The organism is Clostridium tagluense (assembly GCF_003865095.1).
Lineage (GTDB): Bacteria > Bacillota > Clostridia > Clostridiales > Clostridiaceae > Clostridium_AD > Clostridium_AD tagluense.
In genome coordinates, this window is the sequence record NZ_BHYK01000013.1 from 21,383 (window position 1) to 47,829 (window position 26,447).

The 26,447-nt window shown below is 30.6% G+C and carries 26 protein-coding genes; 17 read left to right on the forward strand and 9 right to left on the reverse strand.

The genetic code is table 11. The features are described 5' to 3' along the window. Positions 1–85: 85 nt before the first annotated feature. From Ctaglu_RS12620 to Ctaglu_RS12635, 4 genes are read right to left on the reverse strand one after another with little or no spacing between them, the layout of a single operon-like run. Positions 86–1,507 (reverse strand): 4Fe-4S dicluster domain-containing protein, encoded by a 1,422-nt coding sequence (locus Ctaglu_RS12620; protein WP_125002181.1) that lies wholly within the window; start codon positions 1,505–1,507, stop codon positions 86–88. A gap of 11 nt (positions 1,508–1,518) precedes the next feature. Then, complete coding sequence (locus tag Ctaglu_RS12625) at positions 1,519–2,691, reverse strand: SpoIIE family protein phosphatase (protein WP_125002183.1); 1,173 nt, start codon at positions 2,689–2,691, stop codon at positions 1,519–1,521. Further along, on the reverse strand, positions 2,691–4,379 hold the full coding sequence (locus tag Ctaglu_RS12630) for a [Fe-Fe] hydrogenase large subunit C-terminal domain-containing protein (protein ID WP_125002185.1): 1,689 nt from the start codon (positions 4,377–4,379) through the stop codon (positions 2,691–2,693). Before Ctaglu_RS12630 ends, Ctaglu_RS12625 begins: the two co-directional genes overlap by 1 nt. A 3-nt stretch (positions 4,380–4,382) precedes the next feature. Beyond that, complete coding sequence (locus Ctaglu_RS12635; RefSeq protein ID WP_125002187.1) at positions 4,383–4,628, reverse strand: (2Fe-2S) ferredoxin domain-containing protein; 246 nt, start codon at positions 4,626–4,628, stop codon at positions 4,383–4,385. A gap of 161 nt (positions 4,629–4,789) precedes the next feature. On the opposite strand from Ctaglu_RS12635, the gene Ctaglu_RS12640 reads away from it, so the two are divergent. Continuing rightward, positions 4,790–5,707 carry a LysR family transcriptional regulator gene (locus tag Ctaglu_RS12640; protein WP_125002356.1) on the forward strand — a complete coding sequence of 306 codons (918 nt, stop codon included), beginning with the start codon at positions 4,790–4,792 and terminating at the stop codon, positions 5,705–5,707. Between the two features lie 38 nt (positions 5,708–5,745). Here the strand turns inward: Ctaglu_RS12640 and Ctaglu_RS12645 are convergent, their stop codons facing one another. Next, positions 5,746–6,372: an ankyrin repeat domain-containing protein gene (locus Ctaglu_RS12645; RefSeq protein WP_125002189.1), complete on the reverse strand. Its 627-nt coding sequence runs from the start codon at positions 6,370–6,372 to the stop codon at positions 5,746–5,748. Between the two features lie 218 nt (positions 6,373–6,590). Between Ctaglu_RS12645 and Ctaglu_RS12650 the strand changes: the two genes are divergently transcribed. The 9 genes from Ctaglu_RS12650 to Ctaglu_RS12690 all read left to right on the forward strand — a co-directional run bounded on the left by Ctaglu_RS12650 (position 6,591) and on the right by Ctaglu_RS12690 (position 14,937). After that, on the forward strand, positions 6,591–6,860 hold the full coding sequence (locus Ctaglu_RS12650; RefSeq protein WP_233439768.1) for a dihydroxy-acid dehydratase domain-containing protein: 270 nt from the start codon (positions 6,591–6,593) through the stop codon (positions 6,858–6,860). A gap of 425 nt (positions 6,861–7,285) precedes the next feature. Then, positions 7,286–7,579: a DUF4418 family protein gene (locus Ctaglu_RS12655; RefSeq protein WP_125002193.1), complete on the forward strand. Its 294-nt coding sequence runs from the start codon at positions 7,286–7,288 to the stop codon at positions 7,577–7,579. Positions 7,580–7,692: 113 nt separating this feature from the next. Beyond that, the gene (locus Ctaglu_RS12660; protein ID WP_125002195.1) at positions 7,693–8,907 is read left to right on the forward strand and encodes an ABC transporter permease; all 1,215 of its coding nucleotides are present in this window, start codon (positions 7,693–7,695) and stop codon (positions 8,905–8,907) included. Beyond that, positions 8,907–9,566 carry an ABC transporter ATP-binding protein gene (locus tag Ctaglu_RS12665; RefSeq protein WP_125002197.1) on the forward strand — a complete coding sequence of 220 codons (660 nt, stop codon included), beginning with the start codon at positions 8,907–8,909 and terminating at the stop codon, positions 9,564–9,566. The genes Ctaglu_RS12660 and Ctaglu_RS12665 overlap by 1 nt, the downstream gene beginning before the upstream one ends. A 32-nt stretch (positions 9,567–9,598) precedes the next feature. Then, on the forward strand, positions 9,599–10,321 hold the full coding sequence (locus Ctaglu_RS12670) for a TVP38/TMEM64 family protein (protein WP_125002199.1): 723 nt from the start codon (positions 9,599–9,601) through the stop codon (positions 10,319–10,321). 56 nt (positions 10,322–10,377) lie between these two features. Beyond that, the gene (locus tag Ctaglu_RS12675) at positions 10,378–11,046 is read left to right on the forward strand and encodes a YdjY domain-containing protein (RefSeq protein WP_125002201.1); all 669 of its coding nucleotides are present in this window, start codon (positions 10,378–10,380) and stop codon (positions 11,044–11,046) included. Between the two features lie 19 nt (positions 11,047–11,065). Further along, the gene (locus Ctaglu_RS12680) at positions 11,066–11,467 is read left to right on the forward strand and encodes a hypothetical protein (RefSeq protein WP_125002202.1); all 402 of its coding nucleotides are present in this window, start codon (positions 11,066–11,068) and stop codon (positions 11,465–11,467) included. A gap of 428 nt (positions 11,468–11,895) precedes the next feature. Then, positions 11,896–13,227 (forward strand): FAD-dependent oxidoreductase, encoded by a 1,332-nt coding sequence (locus tag Ctaglu_RS12685; protein WP_125002204.1) that lies wholly within the window; start codon positions 11,896–11,898, stop codon positions 13,225–13,227. Positions 13,228–13,632: 405 nt separating this feature from the next. Then, positions 13,633–14,937: a 4Fe-4S binding protein gene (locus Ctaglu_RS12690; RefSeq protein WP_125002206.1), complete on the forward strand. Its 1,305-nt coding sequence runs from the start codon at positions 13,633–13,635 to the stop codon at positions 14,935–14,937. A gap of 131 nt (positions 14,938–15,068) precedes the next feature. On the opposite strand, the gene Ctaglu_RS12695 is transcribed toward Ctaglu_RS12690, so the two are convergent. Both Ctaglu_RS12695 and Ctaglu_RS12700 read right to left on the reverse strand, forming a co-directional pair. Further along, entirely contained in the window at positions 15,069–15,683 is a 615-nt protein-coding gene (locus Ctaglu_RS12695; protein WP_125002208.1) for a superoxide dismutase, read from the reverse strand. 128 nt (positions 15,684–15,811) lie between these two features. Further along, positions 15,812–17,041: a VanW family protein gene (locus Ctaglu_RS12700; protein WP_125002210.1), complete on the reverse strand. Its 1,230-nt coding sequence runs from the start codon at positions 17,039–17,041 to the stop codon at positions 15,812–15,814. Positions 17,042–17,354: 313 nt separating this feature from the next. Here Ctaglu_RS12700 and Ctaglu_RS12705 point away from each other — a divergent pair, with 313 nt between their 5' ends. Then, positions 17,355–17,876, forward strand: a complete 522-nt coding sequence (locus Ctaglu_RS12705; protein ID WP_207669476.1) for a DUF421 domain-containing protein — start codon at positions 17,355–17,357, stop codon at positions 17,874–17,876. Positions 17,877–18,096: 220 nt separating this feature from the next. On the opposite strand, the gene Ctaglu_RS25215 is transcribed toward Ctaglu_RS12705, so the two are convergent. Further along, positions 18,097–18,270: a hypothetical protein gene (locus Ctaglu_RS25215; RefSeq protein ID WP_185732700.1), complete on the reverse strand. Its 174-nt coding sequence runs from the start codon at positions 18,268–18,270 to the stop codon at positions 18,097–18,099. A gap of 212 nt (positions 18,271–18,482) precedes the next feature. Here Ctaglu_RS25215 and Ctaglu_RS12710 point away from each other — a divergent pair, with 212 nt between their 5' ends. The 4 genes from Ctaglu_RS12710 to Ctaglu_RS12725 all read left to right on the forward strand — a co-directional run bounded on the left by Ctaglu_RS12710 (position 18,483) and on the right by Ctaglu_RS12725 (position 21,992). Next, positions 18,483–19,016: a GNAT family N-acetyltransferase gene (locus Ctaglu_RS12710; protein WP_125002212.1), complete on the forward strand. Its 534-nt coding sequence runs from the start codon at positions 18,483–18,485 to the stop codon at positions 19,014–19,016. 394 nt (positions 19,017–19,410) lie between these two features. Further along, positions 19,411–20,304 (forward strand): ABC transporter permease, encoded by an 894-nt coding sequence (locus Ctaglu_RS12715; RefSeq protein WP_125002214.1) that lies wholly within the window; start codon positions 19,411–19,413, stop codon positions 20,302–20,304. Then, positions 20,267–21,022 carry an ABC transporter ATP-binding protein gene (locus Ctaglu_RS12720; RefSeq protein WP_125002216.1) on the forward strand — a complete coding sequence of 252 codons (756 nt, stop codon included), beginning with the start codon at positions 20,267–20,269 and terminating at the stop codon, positions 21,020–21,022. The genes Ctaglu_RS12715 and Ctaglu_RS12720 overlap by 38 nt, the downstream gene beginning before the upstream one ends. A 13-nt stretch (positions 21,023–21,035) precedes the next feature. Continuing rightward, positions 21,036–21,992 (forward strand): ABC transporter substrate-binding protein, encoded by a 957-nt coding sequence (locus tag Ctaglu_RS12725; protein WP_125002218.1) that lies wholly within the window; start codon positions 21,036–21,038, stop codon positions 21,990–21,992. 351 nt (positions 21,993–22,343) lie between these two features. Here the strand turns inward: Ctaglu_RS12725 and Ctaglu_RS12730 are convergent, their stop codons facing one another. After that, positions 22,344–23,279, reverse strand: coding sequence for a gamma-glutamylcyclotransferase family protein (locus Ctaglu_RS12730; RefSeq protein ID WP_185732701.1), 936 nt, complete (start codon positions 23,277–23,279; stop codon positions 22,344–22,346). A 237-nt stretch (positions 23,280–23,516) separates the two neighbouring features. Here Ctaglu_RS12730 and Ctaglu_RS12735 point away from each other — a divergent pair, with 237 nt between their 5' ends. Together Ctaglu_RS12735 and deoR are read left to right on the forward strand one after the other, a co-directional pair. Further along, positions 23,517–24,524, forward strand: a complete 1,008-nt coding sequence (locus Ctaglu_RS12735; protein ID WP_125002222.1) for a DUF5050 domain-containing protein — start codon at positions 23,517–23,519, stop codon at positions 24,522–24,524. An 851-nt stretch (positions 24,525–25,375) separates the two neighbouring features. Further along, positions 25,376–26,314, forward strand: coding sequence for a DNA-binding transcriptional repressor DeoR (gene deoR, locus Ctaglu_RS12740; RefSeq protein ID WP_125002223.1), 939 nt, complete (start codon positions 25,376–25,378; stop codon positions 26,312–26,314). The last annotated feature ends 133 nt before the right edge of the window (positions 26,315–26,447 follow it).

Sequence of the window (26,447 nt, forward strand, 5' to 3'; positions counted from 1 at the left end):
ACAAATAGGACTGCTTTAAAAGTATATTCTATTAGAAAATACTTTTAAAACAGTCCTATATTTATGGCTTTTAGCCATAAGGCACCTAAGTAAAGTTTAAAATATCAATTGCATCCTTTATTGTTTTCTCCATAGCCTCTCTGCCATAGTCATCAACTAATTTCCTATCTTTAGCATCGTGGGTTAAGCAGGCAGCACCCCCTATGCAACCATCGTTGCAGGCCATACCTTCAATAAAATTTTCTTTTAAAACACCTTTACTAGCTTTTAAAAGGGCAGTTCTGCATTCTTCAATACCACTACAAGGAATAGGGGAGACTTTAAAATCTGTTACTCCTTGTTCTTTTAAAGCTTCTGCTACCGCATCTGACAGACCGCCACTTCTTGCAAAAATTCTTCCAAAGTAAGAGGCATTATCTAGCACATCGTTTGGTAAACTTGAAAGCTTAATGTCTCTACTATCAAATAGTGCTTGAAGTTCTTCAAAGGTTAAGACCACATCTACATATTGTTTAACGCTGTCTTTTTTAACTTCAGCTTTCTTTGCAGTGCAAGGGCCAATAAATATCACCTTACTACTGGGGTGAACGCTTTTAATATATTTACCTATTTCAGCCATAGGTGATAGATTATGAGATATATGCTCCTCTAAATCAGGAAAATTTTTCAGAAGGTAGGCTACAAAGGCAGGACAACAAGAACTAGTTAAGAATTTTTTTTCTGCAAGTTCCTTAGCTTCCTTGTGGGCTACTATGTCCGCACCAAGGGCTGCCTCTACAACATTGTAAAAACCTAGCTGTTTAAGTCCAGAAACTACTTGCCCTATCTTAGCAGTTTTAAATTGTCCTGTAATAGAAGGAGCAATAATGGCATAAACTTTACTATCGGTATGGTTTTCACGGAGAAGGTTTATGGCATCTAGTATATAGGATTTATCCATAACAGCACCAAAGGGACATTGATAAACACAGGCGCCACAAGCAATACATTTGGATTCGTCAATATGAGCTTTTTTATGTTCATCCATAGAAATAGCATGGGATTTGCAGGCAGTTTCACAGGGTCGAACATTTTTAATAATTGCACTATATTGGCAAGCATTTAAGCATTTTCCACAATTAATGCATTTTTTATGATCTATAACCGCCTTATGAAGGGCGAAGGAAATAGCACCTCTTGGGCAAGCATTTTCGCATCTATGAGCAATACATCCCCTGCAAGCAGGGCCAACAGAAAATTGAGTAACAGGACATTCATCACAAGCAATATTTAAAACCTCAATTACATTGGGGTTATTTTTATTTCCACCCATGGCAAGCTTTACACGTTCATTTACAATAGCACGCTCTTTATAAATACAGCAACGCATAGTAGCATCTGGGCCAGGTACAATTTTCTCAGGTATATTTAGTATTCCATCTTGTAGACCATCTTCAAAAGCAAGTTTTGCAACTTCTTTTAATACCTCATATTTAAGTTCTTGAACATTAGTATCAAATAATCGCATGGTTTTACCTCCTAACATAAGCTTACTTTAACTTTCTTATCCATCTCAATTAAAATGCCCTTAATTTCTCTTATAAAACTCATTTTAACGGATGCACTAATCTTCATACCATCTATTTCATTACCAGGGTTAATTGCTTTACCAATAAAAAAATTTACATCTGTAGCTTCCTCAAAGAGTAACTTTGCAAGTAGAGAAGCACCATCAGTTTTATTCTCTAAATCTAGGGATATTTTACTATCCTCTAAGTACTTTCTACCTAGTTCTACTACTCGGCCAAGGGTAATAACTCCTTCAGTAACTAAATCCACACCCTCTATACTAGCGATTGCAGGTATTTCTTCATCCAGAGAACTTTCAGTTGCCTTTATAGGTTTGTTTAAATAGTTACTAACCATTTTTGAAGTACTCCCACCGCAGACTATCTTTTTACCAGCTTTAGAAAAGAAGAGCTTTAGTATTATATTATCCTCCTCTTTTTTCTCGGGAGGCCCTATAATAAGGTTTACTACCTGTCTTTTTCTTATCTTAAATACTGCAACTGTTGAATCATCCTGAGGAGTACCGAGAGATAAATCCAGGCAGGCATCAGCGATGGCAGAGGCCATTCTCTGAGGTGACATATTAGGGGTATACCATAGCTCTATATATTTGATAATTTCATCTCGTGGCCAACCATTTGTAGTAACTCGCCCAAGTCCAGCACTGGTAATGCCATCTGTAAGTAAAATAATCATATCGTAAACTTGAAGTTGTATGTTGCTTTCATAGATTTCTTTTTCGCCAATAATCTTACAGGTGGAGCAGTAGGGAAAATTTTTACCTTCCCTTATTAAAATTACACTCGGATTATCAAATTGAGCTAAATAAGCATTATTATTATAGTGAACTAATTGAAATATTGTAAAAGTCGAGTAGGCAAGATTTCTAACCTTACATACAGGCAATGTGTTTGCTACGGTATACACACTATCTTCAATGGTCATATTTCCAGCCATCATAGTGCTTAAAATTTTGGAAGTTAATGTAGCTAAAATGTTTGCTTTAATCCCACTGCCAAGACCATCAGAAAGCACAATAGTAGTGGTATCCTCTTTTTTTACCATGGTATAGTAATCTCCACAAATCTTCTCACCATGCTTACTGAGGCTTACAAATCCACATTCCATAAATATGTTCTTCACTAATATTCATCCTCCTCAAACATGGTGTTTTCCAGCTCTTTTAGGGCTACTTGTGTTTCGGCTGTAGTTTCGCCAAGTAGGGAAGCGATTTCGTGAACAATTCCTATTTGTTTTTCTAATATTTTGTCTGCAATATTTTTTGCATTATTTCTTGAAGCTAGCAGTTTTTCTCTCTTTAAGTGCTTGTTAGTTATATCTTTCATTATACAAATTACTACATGGCTATTCTTATCATATACTAGTAGCTCTTCGATGTATTTTTCATACTCTGCTAAATAAACTTTTTTATGTGTCCTACTTTCCTCTTTAGAAATTACATTGACAAAGTCAAACTCGTCCATAATTCTTGACACAGGTACACCTATAACATCTTCACACCTTAAAATCCCAAAAATATTACAGGCAGCTCTATTAATCTGTTGAATTCGGAGATCCATATCTACAGCTAAAATTGCATTGGGAGTTGCACTTATGATTTTATCTGAGAAGGACTCTGCTTTGCTCCTCATATAAGGAAGACACATGGTTATTTCAGCTTTACCAAAGTATACAGCAATAGCTTTTTCTCTACAGGTATTATAGCCACAGGTACCACAATTAAGCTCATCACTGAGATTATTTCTACCCATTTTTTTTAGTATAGCTGCAATATCACTTTTGCTAGGGGGAAGGCAAACAATCTCTTCACTTTTAATTTCTTTATAGAGATTTATATCTGTATTTAAATCATAATCGCAGAGAGTTTCCTTATTAAGGGCAAGTTTCTCCACTTTTATTTGTGCATTTATAAGCTTCAATTTATTTTTACCTCTTGCAGGACCATTAACGCAGCTGCCATTACAGGCACTCATTTCGATGAAGCAATTTTCAAAGTTACCTTCTTCTACTTCAATCAGTGCATCAATACAGTTATCAATGCCATCTACAGAAATATATTTATAATCTGTATTTATGTTCATGGTTTTAATTATTCCACCAGCTACAGGAAACAATCTAGATAAATATTTTAAGGAGCGGGTATCTTCCATAGCAGTTATGTTAATCTGCGCATCTTCAAGCCACTGATTGAGTTCATCAAAGGTTAAAACCATATCTACTGCTCCTGGATAGTTTTCAATCTCATCTTTTTTAGAAATACAAGGGCCGATAAATACCACCTGTGCACTGGGATTTTTAGCTTTAATCAGATTCCCATGAGCTTGCATTGGAGATAAAACAGGAGCTAAATTTTCAAGAGTACTGGGATGATGCTTTTGAATTAATTTAACTACTGTGGGACAACAGGATGAGATTATTGTTTTTCCAGTGTTTTTAGCTATGAGTTGTTCATATTCACTCTTTACTAAAAATGCACCTTCTGCTGTCTCATAAGCGTCTGAAAAACCTAATTTTTTAAGTATATCTTTAAATGCTTCAAAGGTTGAAACATCATAATTTGCAATAAAGGAAGGGGCGACACTAGCAATGATATCTTTGTCTCCTCTAACTAAATTTTTAGCGATTTCTAAGTCGTTTCTAACTTCTTTAGCGTCCTGAGGACAGGTTAAAATGCAATTGCCACAAAGTATACAGTCTCTTTCAAGAATTTGTGCCTGATGGTCCTTAACTTCAATAGATTTTACAGGACAATTCCTTATACACTTATAGCAATTTTTACAATTTGCTTTCTTTAATTTTAAAATGCTCATAGGTTAATCAACCTTCTTTAAAACATATTTATCAAAAACCTCTGTTAAATTCTCTCTTGTTACTCCAGTTACAAGCTGCTCATCCACTTTTATGGTTACCCCTAATTTACAATAACCAAGACAAAAGGCAGGCTTAATATAAACCTCACTATCTAAATGTTTTTCAGTTATCATTGATTTTAACTCATTCATTATTGAATAAGATCCTCTAACGTGGCAACTGCTTCCTATACATACTAAAATATCCATTTTACCCTCTCCTTTAAAAATGTTTATTTATGACTTAATTAAGAATTATTTGTGAGAATTGATAAAAAATTTACAATACTTTTATTGTAACATTGAACTTTAGGAGGGGGTAATGTATAATTTATATATTACATATGTTTAATAATGAATGGGTGAGGGCTATGAACTTATTACACTTAAAATATATTGTTGAAGTTGAAAAGACTAATTCGATTACAAAGGCTGCACAAAATCTATTTATGGGACAACCTAATTTAAGTAGAGCTATTAAGGATTTAGAAAAGAAGATTGGAATTACTATTTTCAAGCGTACGGCTAAAGGGGTTGAACCAACTAGAAAAGGTGCTGAATTTTTATCTTATACAAAGGCAATTCTATCTCAAGTTAATGAGTTGGAGTCTTTATACAAGCCTTGCGAATCGGATGTCATAAAATTTAATATATCTGTTCCTAGAGCAACTTATGTTTCTGTGGCATTTTCTGAGTTTGTTAACTCTCTAAATGAGGAAAGAGAAATAAATATTTTTTTTAAAGAAACAAATTCCATGGAAGCAATAAATGATGTGCATAACGGAGATTCTAATTTAGGAATTATTCGTTATGAAAAACTATATGAAAACTATTTTTTATCCTTTTTAAAGGATTCGGATTTGGAATATGAACCACTTTGGGAATTTGACTTATGCCTGCTTATGTCAAAGGACCATCCTCTTGCTAATCTGGAGGATATTCCATATTATGACCTATGCAACTATACAGAGATTGTCCATGGGGATTTCCAGGTACCTTCTCTTTCACCTAGTGAAATTAAAAAGGATGCTGAAGCTAGGCTACATTTAAAGCGAATTTATATATATGAGAGGGGAAGCCAATTTGACTTACTACAAAGGGTAAAGGGTTCCTTTATGTGGGTATCGCAAATTCCACAGGATGTTTTAGAACGTCAGAATATGATACTCAGAAAATCTTCTGCTAGTTCATTGGTTAATAAAGACATTATAATTTATAAGAAGAATCATGTCTTTACAACATATGAAAAGCTATTTGTTGATATGGTGAAGAATTTTACAAAGCAATAAAAGTATTTCATTAGAGTAAAATTTAATGAAATGCTTTTTTATTTATTTCCAATGTATTTTATTAAAATATCTTTAATTTTTTTATTTTCACAATAATCCAAGGGAGTCGATCCTGTAGAATTTGTTGAATTTATGTCAAAGCCTAGACTTATGAGAGCTTTTAAAAATTCTTCAAAGTGTTCATCATAACAGTTAATATAATCATCGTGAAGAAGAGTATTTTTATATTTATCATGTACATTGATGTCTGCTCCATATTTTACAAGAAGATTAAGAAGCTCCACAGAATAATTAAAGCTGCAGTAAAACACTGGGGTCTTATCGGATATGTTGACTGCATTAACTTTAGCTCCTTTTTCCAATATCATAGTTATTACATCTATTTGAGGTTTTACTCTTGCACAAAGTTTATGAAGAGGAGTTTCCAAGAATTCACTGTGATGACTGTTAATATCAGCACCGTTATTTATTAAAAGCTCAATTGTTTTAAAATAATTATTTTCGCTATTATTAATGGCATAATGAAGTATACTTTCCAGTGCAAAGTCAGAATTTAAATCCTTAGCCACCTTCAAATAATTCTTTATTTCATCTATGTTACCTTCTTCAATATATCTATAAATTGATTTAGGGTCTTTAGAGAATATATTACCGAATATTTTCATGTTGGGTACCTCCTGTTAATTTAAAAAACCAGCATCTGATGTCAGATTTTTAGCTTTAAAATCAGTTTATTGCTTTTATAATATTATTTTAACATATCAAGGTTAAAATGTAACCTTAGTGGCAAGCTTCTTAGGAAAATTCTCCGGGGGATATTAACGAATTCTCAATACAATTTGTTTTGCCATTTCTTATAATTTAAACTTATGTTATATGTAGTGTGGGTAGAAAAGTAGATATTACTTTATATAGAGGACCAATAGCTCTTGTTAAAGATGGAGATACAATCCATATTAATATAGAGCATAGAAGTATAAACATTATAGGAATCAATGGAGAAGAAAAATCATTAGAAGAAATTCAAGATATACTAAATGAAAGAAAAAAAGAATGGAAACCAAAACCGCCTAAATATACAAAAGGTGTACTTGGAATGTATACAAGCATGGCAAGTTCTGGTATGAAAGGTGGAGTTATTGAGATAAGATAATTGAAAAATATAGATGAATATTAAGAATATGATTGGAAATAGAAATTAAATTGTGAAATATTATTCATGTGGTTCATCTTAATAATATGTAAGGATTTAGAAATAAGGCTTAGTATATAAATATACTGAGTCTTATTTTTATTATTGAAAACAATAAATTAACTAATTTTTGTAAAGGATAAATTATCTGATTCCATCATTAATTTATCCTTTATATCGATATCTGCTCCATATTTTACAGGAAGCTTAAGAAGCTCTACAGAATAAATAAAGCGACAGTAATGCCAGACTAGGAAAATGATTATTAGATTTATCTATAGATATAGCTATAAACATAGAAGATATCTATTGGACAACTATAAAGAACATTGATAGTATACTTATGCGTTAATCTTTAATAAATATGAAAGTATAAAGGAGTAAAAATGAAAAAAAGAGTAATATACGGTATTTATTTTATTATTATAGGGGTGTTACTTGCGATAGGACCCCATACATTATTTGCAGTTTGTCATAAAGGGGAAACAGTTATGAAATGCTGGTGGTCAGCACAGGCAGAAATTTCAATTGGAATTATGCTTATAGTAGCAGGAATTGCTACACTATCTTTTAAATCACAGGAAATTCAGCTTGGTATTTGTATAATGACCAGTGCTTTGGGAGTTATGGCTATTTTAATTCCAAGTGTTCTTATTGGTGGTTGTATGAAAAAACAATGATGTGCCAAAGCATGAGTTTTCCATGTATTTATATTATTGGAGGATTTACCACAATTGTTTCCATTTTTAGTTGTATATCCTTATTTAAACGAATGAAGAGGAATTAAAATAAAATGAAAAAACACAAGGACTTAAATATTTTCTCCATCTCCCTGCAGAATATAAAGCATAGAGCCTTTCGTAATGGATTTATGATATTCTTTGTTTTTTTGCAGACGTTTGCATTATTTTTTAGTACTATGTTAATGATGAATATGGAAAGAGGAATTATAAATACAACCGAAAGAATGGGCGCTGAGGTAATTGTTGTTCCGAATAGGAATTCGAAAGAGCTACAGGAGTCATTATTTATGGGAAAACCTTGCACAATTTATTTTGATCGTCAGTGGGTAAATAAATTACAAGGAGTAAAAGGGGTAAATAAGATTTCACCACAGCTGTATTTAGCTACTTTGGAAGCAGCTTGTTGTGAGGCAGCAGTACAATTAATTGCTATTGATCCAAAAACTGATTTTCTTATAGAGCCTTGGTTAAAAACTCAAGGAAACCTAGAATTAAAAAAAGGACAAGTTGTGGTTGGTCATGATGTTATTGCCAAAGTAGGGGAAAAAGTTACTTTTTATAATACAGAATTTCAGGTTGCTGCAAAGCTTTCAAAAACTTCAATGGGATATGATAATTCTGTATTTATGAGTTTCGATACTGCCTTTGAGCTTGCAAATTCTAAGAGTGCCAATAATAACTTAAAATTAGATAATAGCGAAAATTTAATATCCATGATAGCCATAGACGCAGATGAAGGTTATTCTCCTGATAAATTAGCTGTTGAAATTCAACATGTATATAATGATGATGATATTGCAGTACATACGGCAAATAGTCTTTTTAGTGGAATAGCTGCAGAACTTAAAAAGTTTACATCTTATAGTAGCGTACTAATTGTAATATTATTTATAGCTACGGCTATGGCCTTAATCAGTATTTTTACTATTACTATTAATGAAAGAAAAAGAGAATTTGGAATTCTATATACCTTAGGTGCCAATGGCAGACAAATTTTTTCTATGATAATAATTGAAGCATTGATTATTAGTATCATTGGAGGAGTCCTTGGGGTTTTGGTATCAGAAGGATTACTATTGTTATTTAGAAATTTCATTGGTATGAGTTTTGGAATTTCATATTTCGAAATGACATTTACAGAGGTATTATTGGTATCTAGTAAATGCATGCTAGTATCTGTGCTAACAGGTTTTGTAGCTTCTTTTTATTCTGCCTATAAAATAAGTAAAGAAGAGCCTTATGTGCTCATAAGGGAGAATGAATAATGATTTTAGAAATAAAAAACCTAAGCAAAGAATATAAAAGAAAAGATGAAATATTCTTAGCAGTTAATGATGTGAATTTATCAATTTCAGAGGGGGAGTTTGCATCTATAGTGGGTCCCTCTGGTTGTGGAAAAAGCACTTTGCTTAATATGGTAGCAGGGTTACTTAAACCTACATCAGGGGAGGTTTTCATTGATGGAAGTGAAATTTTCGGAAAAAATAAAAATGAATTAGCCCTTCTAAGAAATGAAAAAATAGGATATGTATTGCAGGGACAAAATTTATTATCGAACTTTACAATTCTAGATAATGTATGTATGCCTGCATATTTATCAACTAGAAAAAAAACAGTGAAAGATAGGGCAATGGAACTCTTAGAGGAGGTGGGACTGAAAGGAATGGAGGAGGAATATCCAGCCAGGCTTTCGAGCGGTGAACTAAGAAGAGTTTCCATTATACGAGGATTAATAAATAATCCCAAAATAATTATAGCAGACGAGCCTACAAGTAATTTAGATCCTGAAAACTCAAAAATGATTATGAAATTCTTTAAAGAAATTAGCTCTAAGGGAACAACAATTTTAATAAGTACACATAATATTGGTCTTTTAGATTACACACAAAAAACCTATGAAATGGAAAAAGGAATTTTAAAATAAAAGACTATAATATTAAATTAAGGAGCGAAAAAATGGAAAACACACCTAATAAGAAAAAGAGTAGGATTAGTAAAATTATAATAATCCTACTACTTTTAATTTTAGTTTTAAGTTATTTACTTGTCCCAACTATAAAGGAATCATTTAATACCATCTTTAAAATGTTTGCAAGTGGAGATTTTACACTTGTTAGTGCATTTGTAGCATCCTATGGAGCTTATGCGGCAGTTATTTCTTTTTTATTAATGATATTCCAATCTATAGCCGCACCACTACCTGCCTTCTTAATTACTTTTGCTAATGTAAACCTATTTGGTTGGTGGCAAGGAGCACTTCTTTCATGGACTAGTGCCATGGCGGGGGCAGTAGTTTGTTTTTATATCGCTAGGGTTTTAGGACGAGATGTTGTAATCAAATTGACAAGCAAAACAGGACTAGAACAAATTGATAAATTTTTTATAAAGCATGGTAAAATAAGTATTTTGATAGCCAGGTTATTACCCTTTATTTCTTTTGATATTGTAAGTTATGCAGCAGGTTTAACTTCTATGTCATTTGGTTCATTCTTTATTGCAACGGGTATAGGGCAATTACCTGCAACAATTATTTATTCCTATGTAGGAAGTATGTTAACTGGAGGAGCAAAATTGTTTGTAACAGGCTTATTATGTTTATTTGCACTATCTGCATTAGTTATATTGTTTAGGCAAATTTATGTAGAAAAACAAAAGAAAAAATCAACTGTAAATAAATAATCTATTTTACAGATGTTTAATAAAAAAAATATAAATTAAGAGGAGATTGAATAATTATGACAATGAAAAAAGTATTAACCGTTTTATTAGTAGCTTCACTTATATTCTCACTTGCAGCTTGTAGTAAAGTAGCACCAAAAGTAGCACCAAAAGCATCAAAAACTGAGGCAAAAGTATTAGTAGTTAACAAAGAGGCAAAGGAAATTAAAATGCTTTGTGAAGTAAATGGTAAGTATTTTAAAGAAGCAACTCGTCATGGTATTGTTTTTGCAAAAGGGTCCAATGGCGAAAAATCAGTTCTTCGTGGTTTGGCAGATGAAAAAGAATTCCATCAAGCATTACTTGATATCGGAGCTAAACCTGGAAATAACTTAAAAGCAGCAGATATGAAAGCAACCGCAGATAAAGGAGTAGCTGTTGATGGAGACAAGTTAAACGCCGTAGTAACTTGGGAAGGACAAGATAAAGAAATTCCCTTTGCGGATATTATCAAAGCAAGCGTAGAAAAACCAATGGATTTACGTTTTGGTGGAAACCTTGAAAGTGCTAAGAAAAACAATACTGGATGTGTACTTTGTTTAGATAGCTGTGCAACAGGTATTACAAGTGATGCAGCATATCCAACTGGAACTACACAAAACAAAGTTGTTAAATTCTATGGAGATGAAGACGTGTTACCAGAAGATGGAAAAGTAGTAACAGTTACTTTTCGTCTTGCTAAATAATTGAAACTTACGGTGTTATATGAAATATTTAAATATTATTTATAATAGTTTTTTATGGGCACTGGTAATTGCAATTACCAGTTTTAAAAGTGAATGGCTTGAAATGAGGATAAATATAGGTTACATATTTTTTGTAACCTTCATCCTTTTATCTGTAATTTTAAGTCTAATTCCAAGAAGAAAACAACTTAAACTAAGTGTTGTATTTACCACTGCTAATTTGTTTATTTGTACAATTTATGCCATGGTACTTTATGGTTTCCAGAGATTAAAGACAGTACCTGCTTCAATTATTCGGGAAGGAATTCATATAAATAAAATTCAATTTTCAGTAATCAATTTGGTATTACTAATTATTATAATCTTAGGTCTTGTGCTAATAATCATTTTTGATAAATCAAAACAAAAAAAATATAAATAAAGTTGACTGGCTTAAAATTAAGTGTATAAAACTAAATTTTGAGCCATTGTCATTGTTACACTATATTGGTGAATGGTTGGAGGTAAACGTTATCTAAAAAGTTACTCACATTTAAGGGTGTATTAAAGTAGATAAAACTGTATCTTTAAAATTAATATTAGATATTTCCAAATAACACCGGATTGATAAGGGTGTTATTTTTTTATTATCATCGAATCTTTGCGAAATTTTGTTAGTATTAAAGCAAACATGGGTATAGTAAATCTTATTTGAGTATAGGGGCTAAAATCAATATTGAAAAAACAGGAAAATAGGGTTATATTATAAGTAATCAATATTAAGTGATAAATAATATCATTAAAGAAAAATAATAATTTAATAAAAATTGTCTTTTGTGAAAAATTAAAAATTAAGGGAGGCCAATATATATGAAAATTGCGGTTGTAGGATGTACTCATGCAGGCACAGCAGTTGTAGTAAACGCAAGGGAGCTTTATCCAGATAGTGAAATCACTGTCTATGAAAGGAATGATAATGTATCCTTTCTTTCCTGTGGTATAGCTTTAAGCGTTTCAGGTATAGTTAATGAACCAGAAAAATTATTTTATAATTCCGTAGAAAACTTGAGAAAAAATGGAATAAATATGAGAATGAGTTATGATGTAACGGATATAGATATAGAAGGGAAAACTATTACAGCTAAAAACCTAAAAAATAATGATATAGTAAAAGAAAAATACGATAAAATAGTTCTTACCTTAGGATCATGGCCAATAGTTCCTAATTTTGAAGGCAAGAACCTTGAAAATATATTACTTTGTAAGAACTATGATCATGCGAAGACAATTATAGAAAAATCTAATGAAGCTAAGAATGTAGTAATTATAGGTGCAGGATATATAGGAGTGGAACTAGCTGAAGCTTTTGAAATAAAGGGTAAGAATGTAACTCTAATTGATGCAGAAGATAGAATAATGAGTAAGTACCTTGATAAAGAGTTTACAGATATAGCAGAAGGAGAATTTAAGGGCCACGGAATAAACCTAATATTAGGGGAAAAGGTTCAAAAATTTGAAGGAGAAGATGGAAAAATAGCCAAAGTAGTTACTGATAAAAACACTATAGAAGCAGATTTAGTTGTACTTTGTATAGGATTTGTACCAAATACAATGATTGTTAAGGATAAATTAGACGCTCTTCCAAATGGAGCAATAATAATAGATGAGTATATGAGAACTAGTGCTGAGGGAGTATATGCAGCAGGGGATTGTTGTGTGGTAGAATATAACCCAGCAAAGGATAAGCGATATATACCACTAGCAACAAATGCAGTTAGAATGGGGACTCTTGTAGCTAAAAATTTAGTTGAGCCAACTCTTAAGTATATGGGTACCCAAGGAACCTCAGGAATAAAGATATATGACAAGTGCATTGCATCCACTGGTCTTACTGAGGAGGTAGCAAAACATACTACATCTATGGATATAGGCTGCGTAACTATAAATGAGAATAATAGACCAGAGTTTATGCCAACCTTTAGTGAAGCTATGTTAAAGCTCGTATATGAAAAAAATACAAGGAGAATACTTGGAGGACAAATAATATCTGAGGAGGACTTGACTCAGCATATGAATACTTTATCTGTGGTAATACAAAACAATATGACCATAGAAGAATTGGCAATGACAGATTTCTTCTTCCAGCCACACTTCAATAAACCATGGAGTTTATTAAACACAGTGGCACTTAAAGCATTATAGAACATGAAAATTTAATTAGCGAAAATCCTTCATTGAGGATATTAGAAAAGTTCAATTAATAAGATAAAACTTAGACCTAGGTTAATGTAAATTAATCTAGGTCTTTCTTGAGCGTCCAGCATGTCATTGCCATTTTCAACATAAGTAATGCCAGTTATAATTAAGCCAGCACCACTTTTGTTTTGATATTTTTTAGGCCCTAGTTGCCTTAATGGTACTTTAAAAATTTATAAAAAACACACAAAATAAACATTAGGTTGACACCTCACTGACATTTACAGTAGATATAATTAAAATATAGAAACTAAATAAACTGATTTTTGTATATTAAGGGAATAAGAGAAAACTTTACACTTGCTAATGATGAATTTGCATGTAAAACAGTATTTGGGAGGAAATGTAAAAATGAAAAAAAAGATAAAGAAAATACAAATATTTAGACTAATAATACAATTGATTTTATTTGTTTTATCACCGGGATTATTTATATTAGCATTTTCAGGATTTAAAAGTATATATCAAATGATTATTAAAGGTGATTTCAATTTCCTTCAAGCTTTCCCTAGTTTAGTTGAGTTCACAACAGTTATAATTATAACCATTGTACTTGGTAGGTTTTTCTGCGGCTGGGTTTGTGCTTTTGGAACCTATAATGATTTGCTCCATTTATTGTCTAAAAATGTATTTAAGATTAATTTTAAAGTAAATGAGAAAGTAGATGCTGTGTTAAAATACGCAAAATATGTAGTTCTACTATTACTTGTAGTTCTTGTATGGAGTATGGGAAGTAAAGTTCTAGAAACGACTAGTCCTTGGGATGCTTTTGCGCAAATAACGAATTTCCCCCAGGTACTATCTGATTATACTATTGGATTTATACTATTAGCTTTAATAACAATAGGAGCTTTCTTTATAGAAAGATTTTTCTGTAGGTATTTATGCCCCTTAGGAGCTGTTTTTAATATATTTTCTAGAATAGGTATATTAAAAATTAAAAAGCCCACTGATAAATGCGGAAAGTGCAGATTATGTACAAATAATTGTTCAATGGCACTATCTCTTTATAAAGTTGAAAGTATACGTGGTGGAGATTGTATTAACTGTTTAAAGTGTATCGAAGCATGCCCTAGGAATAATACTCAGTTAAATGTTTTTGGTGAAAATGTAAATCCTGAACTGGCTAGTTCTGTAGCAATAGTTGCTATGGTAGGACTTTATAACCTTAACAATTTAGGAGCAGAGGCATTAGCTCAAAGTAAATTAACAAAACAAACTAGTACTTCTGTAAGTGCTAGTATAAATAACACACCTCAAAAATATGAGGATATAACAACTTCAGACGCTAGTAACGCTTCAACAAGTACAACGGATAGTTCAAAGGAATCAAGTACTAATAATGCAAATGAAAGTGCTAGTTCAACTACAATAAATCAGAGCAATTATACCAATGGAACATATACAGGAGCTGGTACTGGGTTTAAAGGCGGTACAACTGAAATTGCAGTTACAGTAAAAGATAATAAAATTACTAATGTTGAAACAGTATCAAATCAAGACACGCCAAAATTTTATAGCAGGGTTGAACGTGAAATAGTATCTGAAATAATTTCAGCTCAATCAGCTACTGTAGACACAATTTCTGGGGCCACATACAGCAGTGAAGGAATTATTAGTGCAGTTAAGGATGCATTAAGTCAAGCTAAAAAATAGACTAATTGGTAGAAATCTTAATTTAGACCATAAACGTATCTCCATTGGTTACAATGTTTAAAAGATTATAGAGACAAAATAAAAAGCAGGGTTGTGTGAGATTTAATCACTCACAACCTTGCTTTTTAGTTTTATTTTATAGCATTTAGATATAGTTCGGATACATAGTCCCAATTAACTACGTTCCACCACTCAGAAATATAGTCAGGACGTCTGTTTTGGAATTTCAAATAATATGCATGTTCCCAAACATCTAAGCCTAAGATAGGTATAAATCCTTCACTAATTGGATTATCTTGGTTTGGTGTTGAAATAACTTCAAGTTCTTTGTTTTTATTTATTACAAGAAAGGCCCAACCACTTCCGAATCTAGTTGTTGCTGCTTTTGCAAAATCATCTTTAAATACTTGGAAACTTCCAAATTTTTCATCAATAGCTTTGCTTAGTTCTGATTTTGGTGTGCCCATTTTACCTGGTGACATAACATTCCAAAACATACTGTGATTAAGGTGACCTCCTCCATTATTTCTAACAGCCATTCGTATATCAGATGGAATCTCCTCTAGATTTTTTAATAACCATTCTAAGCCTTTATCATAGAGCTCTGGATATTTATCTAAAGCTGCATTTAAGTTATTTACATAAGCCTGGTGATGTTTACTGTGATGTATTTCCATTGTTTGAGCATCTATATAAGGTTCAAGTGAACTGTATTCATAAGATAGTTTTGGTAATTCAAATTTCATAATTAATTCCTCCTAATAGTAAAGTTTATTATGCTATTATAATAACTCAAATGATATTAGTTGTCAAGTGATAATAATAATCAGTAAGACTTTTATTAATTATCTTATTGTTATAATAATAGAAAATTTTATGTAAGGCTATCTGTATAAAGTAAATCTTTTGATAGTAACTTACTATTTTTATAGGTAGTTCTATATACTTTTACATTCTTGCCTACAACTTCATTAACAATTTCATATTTTTTATTGTTAAGACTTGAATTTGAGTAAACATTAAATGTTACATTTTTGTTTTGTGTTATAGCTTCTATATATATAGGATAAGGATGCGTATTCTTAAATCTATAATCCAGAATGCCGTAAGCAATTGTAGCATCCATACCTACACCAATATAGCTAGAATGTAAGGAATGCTTGTACCTTTCCACAGAAGGGATGTTGGCCCTTAATATGGCATTATAAAGAGTAGTTGAAACTTGGCATACTCCTCCACCAGAAGCTAATTCTAACTTTTTACCCACTATTACTGGAGCTAATTTATATCCTCTGTCAGTTGAACTATTTCCAACAGTTTTGTTAAAACTAAAGGTTTCTCCAGGCATTAGTAGTTTACTATTTATACTTTTGGCAGAAAGCTCAATATTGGTTGACCTAGCAGAATCGGAAGAGGTATAGCTTGTACTAAAAGAAGAAATCTTAGCATCAATATTTTCAAGTTTATCACTAGTAATATTAGCTAAAATTTTTTCTGTTGGTGCAGATTCAACTATATCATTAGAATTAATATTTCCATTTACATTGCTCAGTATAATTTTTTCTAGTTTGTCGTCTAAAAGTTTTATTCCTTTTTTATCGGGAGTAATTTGAAAATTATCATTTATTAGTGAAATACTTGCATCTTTTGACCCAATTTCTACCTCCTTCTTTATGGTAGAAATAAATTTCTTTATTGGCGCTGGATCATAAATAAATTTTAAATTATATTGATGGGCTGCAGGGTTCTTTATCACTTTATATTTATCAAATAAATTTAAATTTTTCCCATAATCGAAGGCTTGTTTTACTATATCTTCAATATTGTATCGTGCATTTAATTTTGAATAGTTCAATTTGTAGTCCTTATTAGATGTTTTTATAGTTATATTCTTTTTTAGTATTGCATCTCCATATTTTTGTGTAATTAACCTCTTTGATTCATCAAGGGTTCTTCCTGAAAGATCTATATCCTCAATTTTAGTATTAGGGTATACTATGGCCTCCCATTCTTTAGTCTTGACATATATATATCCCCAAAAAACAGCCACTCCCAAAGCAATAATTGAAATTGACGAAATAATAGTAATCTTTATTTTTTTCATTTGTATAATCCTCACTTCCCATTATAAGTTTATTATAAAAAGCATATGTTACTAAATGCTTTTAATAGTTTATAACCTTAACATAAATACATTCTAACATTATATTTAAAATAGGAAGTTAAAATAAGATTAAGTTTTGGTGACAGAAGGGTTACGATAGACAGGATATCCAATAAGTACGTCTTTAATGGAGAATTTAAATATAATATATTATAATTAAGAATTATATGAAAAACACATAACTAACCGGATACTTGGCCATAATCATAAATGAAAGTATAGTTATAGAAAGATTCAGTAAGTGAGGTGAATTATGATGGCGCTAATATTTCCATATTTAAAAATTATCTTAAGTTCTGTAAGTGTATATATTTTTATTGTAGTTGCTATAAGGTTTTTTGGTAAAAATGAATTAGCTCAATTATCTGTGGTTGATTTAGTTTTTATTTTACTTATTAGTAATGCTGTTCAGAATGCAATGGTGGGTACAGATTCATCACTATGTGGCGGAATGGTTGCAGCAACTTCATTATTTGTTGTGAATTATTTATTTAAACTGGTAATGTATCGATTTTCCAAATTTAACAAGTTAATTCAGGGAGAACCATTGCTACTAATTTATCATGGTAAAATTAATAAAAAAAATATGACTAAATCTAAAATCTCAATGAATGAAATTATGGAAGTAATCAGAGAGCATGGAGTAGCAGTGGTAGGTCAAGTAGATTTAGCAGTATTAGAAGTAGACGGAAATATAAGCGTAATGTCTCATGAGTTTAAACATAAAACCACAAAGAAGAAAAAAGCACATAAGACAATTGCAAAGAATATATAAAAAGGGCATATCATTAAGTTAAGAATCTACAAAATGAAGAATATCACCCCGCCACCCAAAGCCATCAGCCTAAGAATTTAAATATACTCCAAATGGCGATGGCTCTCTGCTATATTAATATTATGTTTATAATTTTAGTAATCCATAGAAAGTATAAAATTTGTTATGCTATAACTTCTATGATTCCTACAGGTACATTAGGCCATACATGAAATCCAATTCAATCATGTCCACAGGCATGAGTAATACTATTTACATCTAAGTCTTTTAGAAAATCAAGAATAATACTTTGAGTATTAAATTCCACAAAAGATAATTCAGCGTTAACATTCAATTTTTTTCTTAATTCTTTTATAGAATCTATATATTGATTTATTACTTCGCTAATATTCAAATCTTATACCTCATTCTTGTATAATAAACATACAATATTTTAACCTAAAAATTCAGATAATACTACCCTGAGGATATTTAAATCCGATTTAAATACACAATGAGTTTTTTAAAAAAGTTTTAACATGTTCTTAACGAAAAATATGTTGTTTTTTGATTAAAAATTATATATAATTACTCACAGAAATAATGTGATATGGGGGAGGTAGATCCATGGAAAAAATGTCTTTTGAAGTTAGAAAAGCTTTTACTAGCGACATTGAAGAAATACGAATACTCGCAGGAGAATCTTTTAAAATGTATACGGTAAATGCATCAATTACAGAACTTATTGCACCTCTTAATGAAACTTATGAGGAAGTAAAAAAGGCTATAGAAACTACTGAAGTTTTTGTAGCTCTATATAACGAAGAAGTTATTGGCAGTGTGAGAATTGAAATCAAGCCTGATGGAACTGCTTATTTAAGTAGATTTGGCGTTTCAGCCTCACATCAAAATAACGGTATCGGGAAAATATTAATGAATGCAATTGACAATTCAATGAAGGAACTCGGGATTACATCTTTATATCTTCATACTGCATCCAGAATGTTTTCACTTATTAGATTTTATTATGGAAGAGGTTTCTATATAGAATCCACCACTAATGACAGGGGATATATTAGAGCCTTGCTATGCAAGGAATATATTACAGAAAAAAGCGAAGACTTATTGGGTAATGATTATGAAAATCGTTCAGTAGTATAATAAAAATATTTAAAATCCTGCATTATTTCTTCCTTAAGGAAAAATAAGCTTGATTATTTATAAAAGTAGTGATATTATAAATATAATATTTTTTTAAGGGGAGATTAATTATGAAAAACTTATTAAATCAAAAAACACAATTTGTCTTTACTAGCCAATTTAGATAGGATTTGTACCTGCAAATTAAGCATAGGTACAGGTCCATTGATGCTTGCATCAAATGATTTGTATCTATGTTGGCTATGATTGTAAGTTTTTCATTAGTAATATGAAAAAAGCCACATAGATTATCTATGTGGCTTTTTTGATTATTATCCTAAGTCACATGGACTTCCATGTGACTTTTTTTGTACTTTAAATATCTTACCTAAATTTTAAAAAGGAGGTTTTTTTTATGGAAGTTGTAGCAGGAGTACTAGTACAAGGTTTAATTTTATCAATTATGGTATTGGGGGTGTATATAAGTTATAAAATTTTAGACTTCCCTGATTTATCAGTTGATGGAAGTTTTTCCTTGGGAGCAGCAATAATAGCTGTAACCTTAAAAAGTGGAATTTCTCCTATTTTAGGTTCAGTACTTGCTCTAGTTGCAGGATGTATAGCGGGTTTACTCACAGGAATACTGCATGTTAAATTTAAAATATCAAATTTACTTTCAGGTATTTTAGTAATGGGAATTTTATATTCTGTAAATTTACGGATTATGGGGAAAGCAAATATTCCTATTTTTAGTGATACAAATATATTTTTCAATTTTAACCCTTTAATTGTAGCTTTAATTTTTGTTGTAATATTTAAAATTACCATTGATATGTTTTTAAAAACGGGATTGGGATATGCATTAAAAGGAGTGGGGGATAACCCACAAATGATTAAATCACTGGGAGTAGAAATAGGAAAAATAAAGATATTTGGGCTTATGATATCTAATGGCCTTGTAGCTTTTTCTGGAAGTATGATGGCTCAATATCAAGGGTTTTCAGATATATCTATGGGTATAGGTACATTAGTTTTAGGTATTGCTTCTATAATCATTGGAGCATCTATTATTAAAAGTGGAAAGTTTATAAAACAGACAAGTAGTGTGATTATAGGAACTCTAATTTATCAAATCACCATATATTTAGCTATGAATATTGGACTTACACCTATGGATTTAAAAATGGTCACATCTTTTGTAATAATTTTATTTATAACAATTGGTGCTAGAAACAAAAGTGGAACAACTAAAACTGTAAGGAGGCTACTAAATGTTAAAAATACAAGATTTATCAAAAAGTTTTTATAATTCATATTTAGGTGAAAATGTGTTATTTAAGCACATTAATCTAGAGGTTAAACAAGGGGAATTTATAATAATAATTGGTAGCAATGGAACAGGTAAGTCCACATTATTAAATATAATTTCTGGATTAGTTAAAGAAACCTCAGGTAATATTTTTCTTGAAGGAAATGATTTAACTAAAATGCCTGAATATAAAAGAACAGAAAATATAAGTAGAGTTTTTCAAAATTCCTCCTTAGGAACATGTCCAACCATGACCGTTAGAGAAAACTTATCTCTGGCTTTGAATAAAGGGAAATTAATTAATTTGAAAAATTGCCTTAGATATAAAACTAAGGAATTGGAAGAGCTTTTAAATGGAGTATCACTAGATCTAAAAAAACTTTTAGATGTGGAGGTAAAGTATTTATCCGGGGGGCAACGGCAAGCATTATCATTAATAATGGCAGGTTTATCTACTCCTAAGTTATTGCTACTAGATGAACATACTGCAGCCTTAGATCCAAAGACATCTAAGGAGATAATGGAGTTAACTCAAAAGATTGTAAAAGAAAAAAATATTACTACAATAATGATAACTCATAATTTAAAGGATGCACTCCAGTATGGCACCCGACTAATAATGCTACACAAGGGTGAAGTTATTTTAGATTTAAACCAAGCTGAGAAGAAAAAATTAACAATAGAAAATATATTAAAAAAATTTGAATACGCAGTATAAAGGAGAGAGTATTATGAAAAAAATAGTAGCTATCGCAGTAATAATTACATGTATGTTAACAGGATGTGCAAAGGTGGATAAGAAGAAAGTTATAAATATAGGTATAAGTCAAATAGTAGAATATACTGCACTAGATCAAAGTCGCAAGGGCTTTATAAAAGCATTAGAGGAGAAGGGTTATAAGGAGGGGGACAATATAAAGATTGATTATCAAAATGCCCAAGGAGATATAACTACAGCTCAAATTATTGGCAAAAAGTTTGCATCTGAAAAGAAGGATTTAATTTATGCTATCGCTACTCCTTCAGCACAGGGGGCATATAATGCTACAAAAAAAATCCCAATAATAATTACGGCTGTTACGGATCCTGTGCAAGCTGGAATAGTAAAATCTTTAAATAAGCCGGGAACCAATGTTTCAGGTACTTCGGATTATTTGCCAGTGGAAAAACAATTGGCGTTAATAAAGCAATTGATGCCGAGTGTCAAAAGAATAGGAGTTTTATATAATACAAGTGAAGTGAATTCCGAAGTACAGGTAAACGAACTAAAAAAGGCAGCTAAAGGATATGAAGTTATTACCTCTGGAGTAACAAATACTAATGAGGTTAATAGTGCCATAAGCAGCTTGCTTACGAAAATAGATGTTTTGTATGCGCCAACTGATCAGTTAATAGTGTCATCCATGCCTATAATAGTAAAAAACACATTGGAGGCAAAAATACCTGTTATAGCATCTGAAAAAGGCTCAGTGGAATCTGGAGCATTAGCTACTGTAGGAATTAATTATTATAAGCTAGGATATGAAGCAGGAAACATGGCAGTTGATGTACTAAAGGGTAAGGATATATCCAATATGCCACTTAAAATTTCAGCAGAAACAGAAGTGTACATAAATAAAAACACACTAAAAGCATTGAATATATCTATGCCAAAAAATCAAAATATTAAATATATAGATAATAAATAAAAACAAAATCTTCCTTAAGTCCTTGCAAAATATATTGGGAGCACTTTTTTCAATATTTATTTTATTTTAATTAAATTACCCCCCTATTGATTTTTAATGATAGTATAAAAAGTCGAAAATATTAAAAAAATAGATTACTTGAAGGTAATTTGTATATTTTGTAGAATATAGTAATATTGATTTATTTATGTAATAAAACAGGAAATGAGTGTAAATATGTAAGCTAGCCTGAAACCATATTCATTTGCAAGTGCCAACTGATTTTAATGTCACATTAAATGACTAGTTAAGGTGACTTTTTTATTATGAGATAATAGTTTTTCATTCAAAAGGAAAAGAGATAGCCACAGGCTATCTCTTTTCGATTCCACATTCAACTAAATACTTCATTACCTCAAAGTCACTCATTTCAGGGTATGTTTCCTTTATCCCCATTCTGACTACTTCAAGATAATTATCAGAAGGGTTGTGAGATGGTCTTGTATTTTTATTAGTAATAGTAACAATTTCAACACCATTGTATTCTCCTAAGGAAAGACTCTGATTATACCAATTTTCGTCACTTCCCTCTTGCTTTGAAATATCTTCAAACTGTTCTTCAGTAATAAGGTACATTCTACCTAAAGATTGACCCCTGCTCTGAGTATCTAAAAATGAAATTCCACCACTTCCCCAAGGAGAACTTTCATTACCATAATACATTTTATAAGGAATGGTTACTGGTCTAGTATCCTTTGGTAATGATTTATTTCTACAACCCTCATAATTCACTCCATTAAATTTACACTTTCCACCTTTAATATAACTTATCAATCTTTCATAAATTAGGTTAGATCCATAGCTTGCATACCAAACAAAATCGTTTCTTTTTACCGCTTCCCTAGGTGGGTTGTCTGGACTAACTTTAACATTCTTTGAAACATCTTTATTATACACATAGACATAAGCTTCTTGAACATCATCATTATCATTAATAACTCTAATTAACTTTCTTGAAAATAAATTTCCTTTAACTTCAGATATATCTATTTTGTCTAATATGTTACTATCGACAATATACATCTCTCCACGGACTTTATCAATTTCATTTTGAATTATTAGCGGATAATTACCGAAATCATATAATTGAAAACCGTCAGCTATAAAATGCCCTGCAAATCTGGCGCCGGATAAGAATTCATCATGATGGCTATTTCCTTTCATAAGCGTACCATAAACAAAAAGCCTTATTATGTTATTACCTTCATATTGGATATTTTCTTCTGGGGTTTGTAATTTATCTACCATAATAGTATCCCTCCATAAATTAATATTTTCTAATGCTTTAATAGAATTATAACACGTTAAGCAATTAAATTGCGAGAAAAGTCTCAATATTATAATCATCAAAGTATCTTATGCATATACATTCTTAAGTTGTTTTTAAATGTTGGGTATTAAGTTTTATACATAAGTGTACGATTAATATAATATGAATAATTAATTTAAATATTAAAAACTAAAGATTAGAGGCGGGGGTATAAATTGGAGAACATAGGTGAAAAAATTACTGATATAGACAGTTCAGTGGACTTACTTCATGCTTATAATAGGGTTAATATAAATAATTATGTAGAAGTAGAAGAGTATATTTATTATATAGATCCTTTGCGAAAATACAAATTATACAAAATATGCAAATACAGTGGTAAAGAAGATATGGTAATCAATTACAATGTGGAAAATATTTTTATAAAAGAAAATCAAATATTTTATACTATAAAAAAATATGGAAAAATTATGTTAAATAAATGTGACTTAGAAGGTAAAGGTACACATTTAATATGTAAAAATTTAACTTCATATACGGCTTATTGTGTTGAAAAGGGAATGATATATTATAGCGAGAAATCTAATTATAAAAATCATATAAAGTCTATGCCAATACAATGTGGAAAAATTTCGATTGTATATGAAACTATGGGAGATATTTCAGATTTATATTATTTTAATGATTATATATATTATAAGAGAACAGGGAATGCTTGTTATGGAAACGATTTATTAAGAAAACTATATATTGGAGCTGGAAAAGTAGAGGATGTAGCAGAACTTTTTTATAAGGATGTATATTATTATTATAGTAAATATATTGTGTATATGGATAGTACTTCTGATTTGACAATAATTAAGGATTTGGAAACGGGAGAAAAACTTTATGAAATGAGTCAGTGTAATAAAATATTAGGAATCTTTAATAAACATATGTTCTTTACTTATGAAGGTGTTACTGATATGGAACTTAAATACGTAGAAAACATGCTTTATGTTCTTGATGTAAATGAATTTTCTGTTACTAAGTTAACGAACTGTAATGTCTGTAAAGTTCAAATGATAGGTAAGTATATATATTATAAAATTAAAGAAAATGATTTAGTAGTATATAGGAAACATATAGATGGTGGGGACTTAGATAAAATTCAAGGTAGTTCTAATAAAAGAGGAAGACTTAGATTTTTTTTGAATGGGATGAGGAAAAGTAAAAGTATATAGTATCTGAAGCCATTAAATCATTTATCTCTTTAGGAGACTTTGGAGTACCATTTTTATTTAAAAGATCTGTCCATACTTTCGCCAGTTTATTTATAAATTAAGATTACAATAACTGTAATAGTTGACAGTGAAAATATTTATGGTGAAATATTGAAAATATATAAGTATAGAGACGATGATGAGAAGAGTAGATATGGTGACATATTGATAAACTGGGGTTGTACCAGGAAAATAGATACTCTCATCCCCAAGACTACATTGTCTTGGGGGTGAGAGTTTTTTTATTTTTTTAAATTATAAAATCTGAAAGTACATTAATTATTATGATTAATTTTATAATTTCAGGCTTGGAAAGCATTAAAATTTTAATAAAAAAGTTGGTATTATTATGTTTAGGGATTATGTTAATATTGAAAATTTAAAAACTATTATGTGAGATGCAAATGAAGTTGTTGTTGAGAGAGTTAAAAAATTAAATGAACTGATGTAGCAAGGTGTAAATCCATATCTATACAGTTTTAAAAATATGACACATTCTAAAATTATCATAGATAACTTTGAAAATATAGGTGAAAATCAATCCTTTGTGTGATTTAATAATTTATCCATTATTATTATATCTATAAAGATATTTATTATACGCAAAATAAAAATACTTAATTTCGCTTAATCAACTTCTACTTATAATAGTTATATCAACAATTGAGTATTATTTTAGGAAAGATATGGTATGATATTAATATAATGCTTAAGGAAGCGGGAGGGACGAGTGTATCATTTTGTTAAATGCATTTTTTGAAATCAGAGAAGAGATTACATGTCCTATATTAATTATAACGGGAGATTAAAAAATGGAAAAAGATAAAGATAGACAAAGTATAAATGTTGCAAGATTGTATTATCAATCAGAATACAATCAAGATCAAATTGCAAAGCTACTCAATATTTCTAGGCCTACAGTATCAAAGTTATTGAATTATGCAAAGGAACGAGGTTATGTTACTATTCAAATTAATGATCCATCAGATATATCGGATGATTTATCAATAGCCCTAAAAAATAAGTATAATTTGGATGATGCTATTGTTGCCTATTGTCCATTAAATAATGATGATGAAATAAAAAAACATATAGGGCGTGCTGCAGCTGATTATTTGCATAGTATTGTTAAAGATGACGATATTATTGGAATAAGCTGGGGAACAACTATGTATGCTATAGCCACGCATTTAGTTGAAAGAAAATTAAAGGGAGTTCAAGTTGTACAGCTTAAAGGAGGATTAAGTCATACTGACATTAATACATATGCTTCAGAGGTGAATAAATTGTTTACAAATGCATTTCATGCAAAGGGAAGATCTTTACCATTGCCGCTTATATTTGATACACCAGAATTAAAAACAATTACAGAAAAAGATAGTCATATTAATAAAATAATTCAAATGGGTAAGCAAGCAAATATTGCTGTTTTTTCCATAGGTACAGTTAAAGATGATGCATTGTTATTTAAACTAGGTTATTTTAATAAAGAGGAGGTAAAGCGCATTCAGGAGAATGCAGTTGGTGATGTATGCTCAAGGTTCTTCAATAAGAATGGTGAAATATGTGATGAAAAAATAAATAGTAGAATAGTTGGAATAGAACTGGAAGAATTGAAAAAAAAAGAACGAACTATTTTGGTGGCAGGTGGAGAAAGAAAAATTGGAGCTTTGCATGGTGCATTAAGTTCAAGAATAGCTAATACGCTAGTAACAGACCAATTCACTGCTAAATTATTGCTTATAGAATAATAGAAAAGGGCTACTGAATATTCCTCAGTAGCCCTTTTATGATAATAAAACAAGGAATAACAGAACAAATGTAAAAATGTTATTTTACATTTGTTCTGTTAAGTGCTATTATAAATGTATAGACAAAATACAA

Excerpts from the sequence above, each read along its gene's own strand:
- Ctaglu_RS12635 (WP_125002187.1), bottom strand. The coding sequence starts at position 4,628 with ATGGATATTTTAGTATGTATAGGAAGCAGTTGCCACGTTAGAGGATCT.
- Ctaglu_RS12680 (WP_125002202.1), top strand. The coding sequence starts at position 11,066 with ATGAAATATTTAAATATTATTTATAATAGTTTTTTATGGGCACTGGTA.
- Ctaglu_RS12715 (WP_125002214.1), top strand. The coding sequence starts at position 19,411 with ATGGAAGTTGTAGCAGGAGTACTAGTACAAGGTTTAATTTTATCAATT.
- Ctaglu_RS12730 (WP_185732701.1), bottom strand. The coding sequence starts at position 23,279 with ATGGTAGATAAATTACAAACCCCAGAAGAAAATATCCAATATGAAGGT.
- Ctaglu_RS12675 (WP_125002201.1), top strand. The coding sequence starts at position 10,378 with ATGACAATGAAAAAAGTATTAACCGTTTTATTAGTAGCTTCACTTATA.
- Ctaglu_RS12640 (WP_125002356.1), top strand. The coding sequence starts at position 4,790 with ATGAACTTATTACACTTAAAATATATTGTTGAAGTTGAAAAGACTAAT.
- Ctaglu_RS12645 (WP_125002189.1), bottom strand. The coding sequence starts at position 6,372 with ATGAAAATATTCGGTAATATATTCTCTAAAGACCCTAAATCAATTTAT.
- Ctaglu_RS12690 (WP_125002206.1), top strand. The coding sequence starts at position 13,633 with ATGAAAAAAAAGATAAAGAAAATACAAATATTTAGACTAATAATACAA.
- Ctaglu_RS12700 (WP_125002210.1), bottom strand. The coding sequence starts at position 17,041 with ATGAAAAAAATAAAGATTACTATTATTTCGTCAATTTCAATTATTGCT.
- Ctaglu_RS12670 (WP_125002199.1), top strand. The coding sequence starts at position 9,599 with ATGGAAAACACACCTAATAAGAAAAAGAGTAGGATTAGTAAAATTATA.
- Ctaglu_RS12630 (WP_125002185.1), bottom strand. The coding sequence starts at position 4,379 with ATGAGCATTTTAAAATTAAAGAAAGCAAATTGTAAAAATTGCTATAAG.
- Ctaglu_RS12685 (WP_125002204.1), top strand. The coding sequence starts at position 11,896 with ATGAAAATTGCGGTTGTAGGATGTACTCATGCAGGCACAGCAGTTGTA.
- Ctaglu_RS12660 (WP_125002195.1), top strand. The coding sequence starts at position 7,693 with ATGAAAAAACACAAGGACTTAAATATTTTCTCCATCTCCCTGCAGAAT.
- Ctaglu_RS12665 (WP_125002197.1), top strand. The coding sequence starts at position 8,907 with ATGATTTTAGAAATAAAAAACCTAAGCAAAGAATATAAAAGAAAAGAT.
- Ctaglu_RS12725 (WP_125002218.1), top strand. The coding sequence starts at position 21,036 with ATGAAAAAAATAGTAGCTATCGCAGTAATAATTACATGTATGTTAACA.
- Ctaglu_RS12655 (WP_125002193.1), top strand. The coding sequence starts at position 7,286 with ATGAAAAAAAGAGTAATATACGGTATTTATTTTATTATTATAGGGGTG.
- Ctaglu_RS12695 (WP_125002208.1), bottom strand. The coding sequence starts at position 15,683 with ATGAAATTTGAATTACCAAAACTATCTTATGAATACAGTTCACTTGAA.
- Ctaglu_RS12620 (WP_125002181.1), bottom strand. The coding sequence starts at position 1,507 with ATGCGATTATTTGATACTAATGTTCAAGAACTTAAATATGAGGTATTA.
- deoR (WP_125002223.1), top strand. The coding sequence starts at position 25,376 with ATGGAAAAAGATAAAGATAGACAAAGTATAAATGTTGCAAGATTGTAT.
- Ctaglu_RS12710 (WP_125002212.1), top strand. The coding sequence starts at position 18,483 with ATGGAAAAAATGTCTTTTGAAGTTAGAAAAGCTTTTACTAGCGACATT.
- Ctaglu_RS12720 (WP_125002216.1), top strand. The coding sequence starts at position 20,267 with ATGTTAAAAATACAAGATTTATCAAAAAGTTTTTATAATTCATATTTA.
- Ctaglu_RS12705 (WP_207669476.1), top strand. The coding sequence starts at position 17,355 with ATGATGGCGCTAATATTTCCATATTTAAAAATTATCTTAAGTTCTGTA.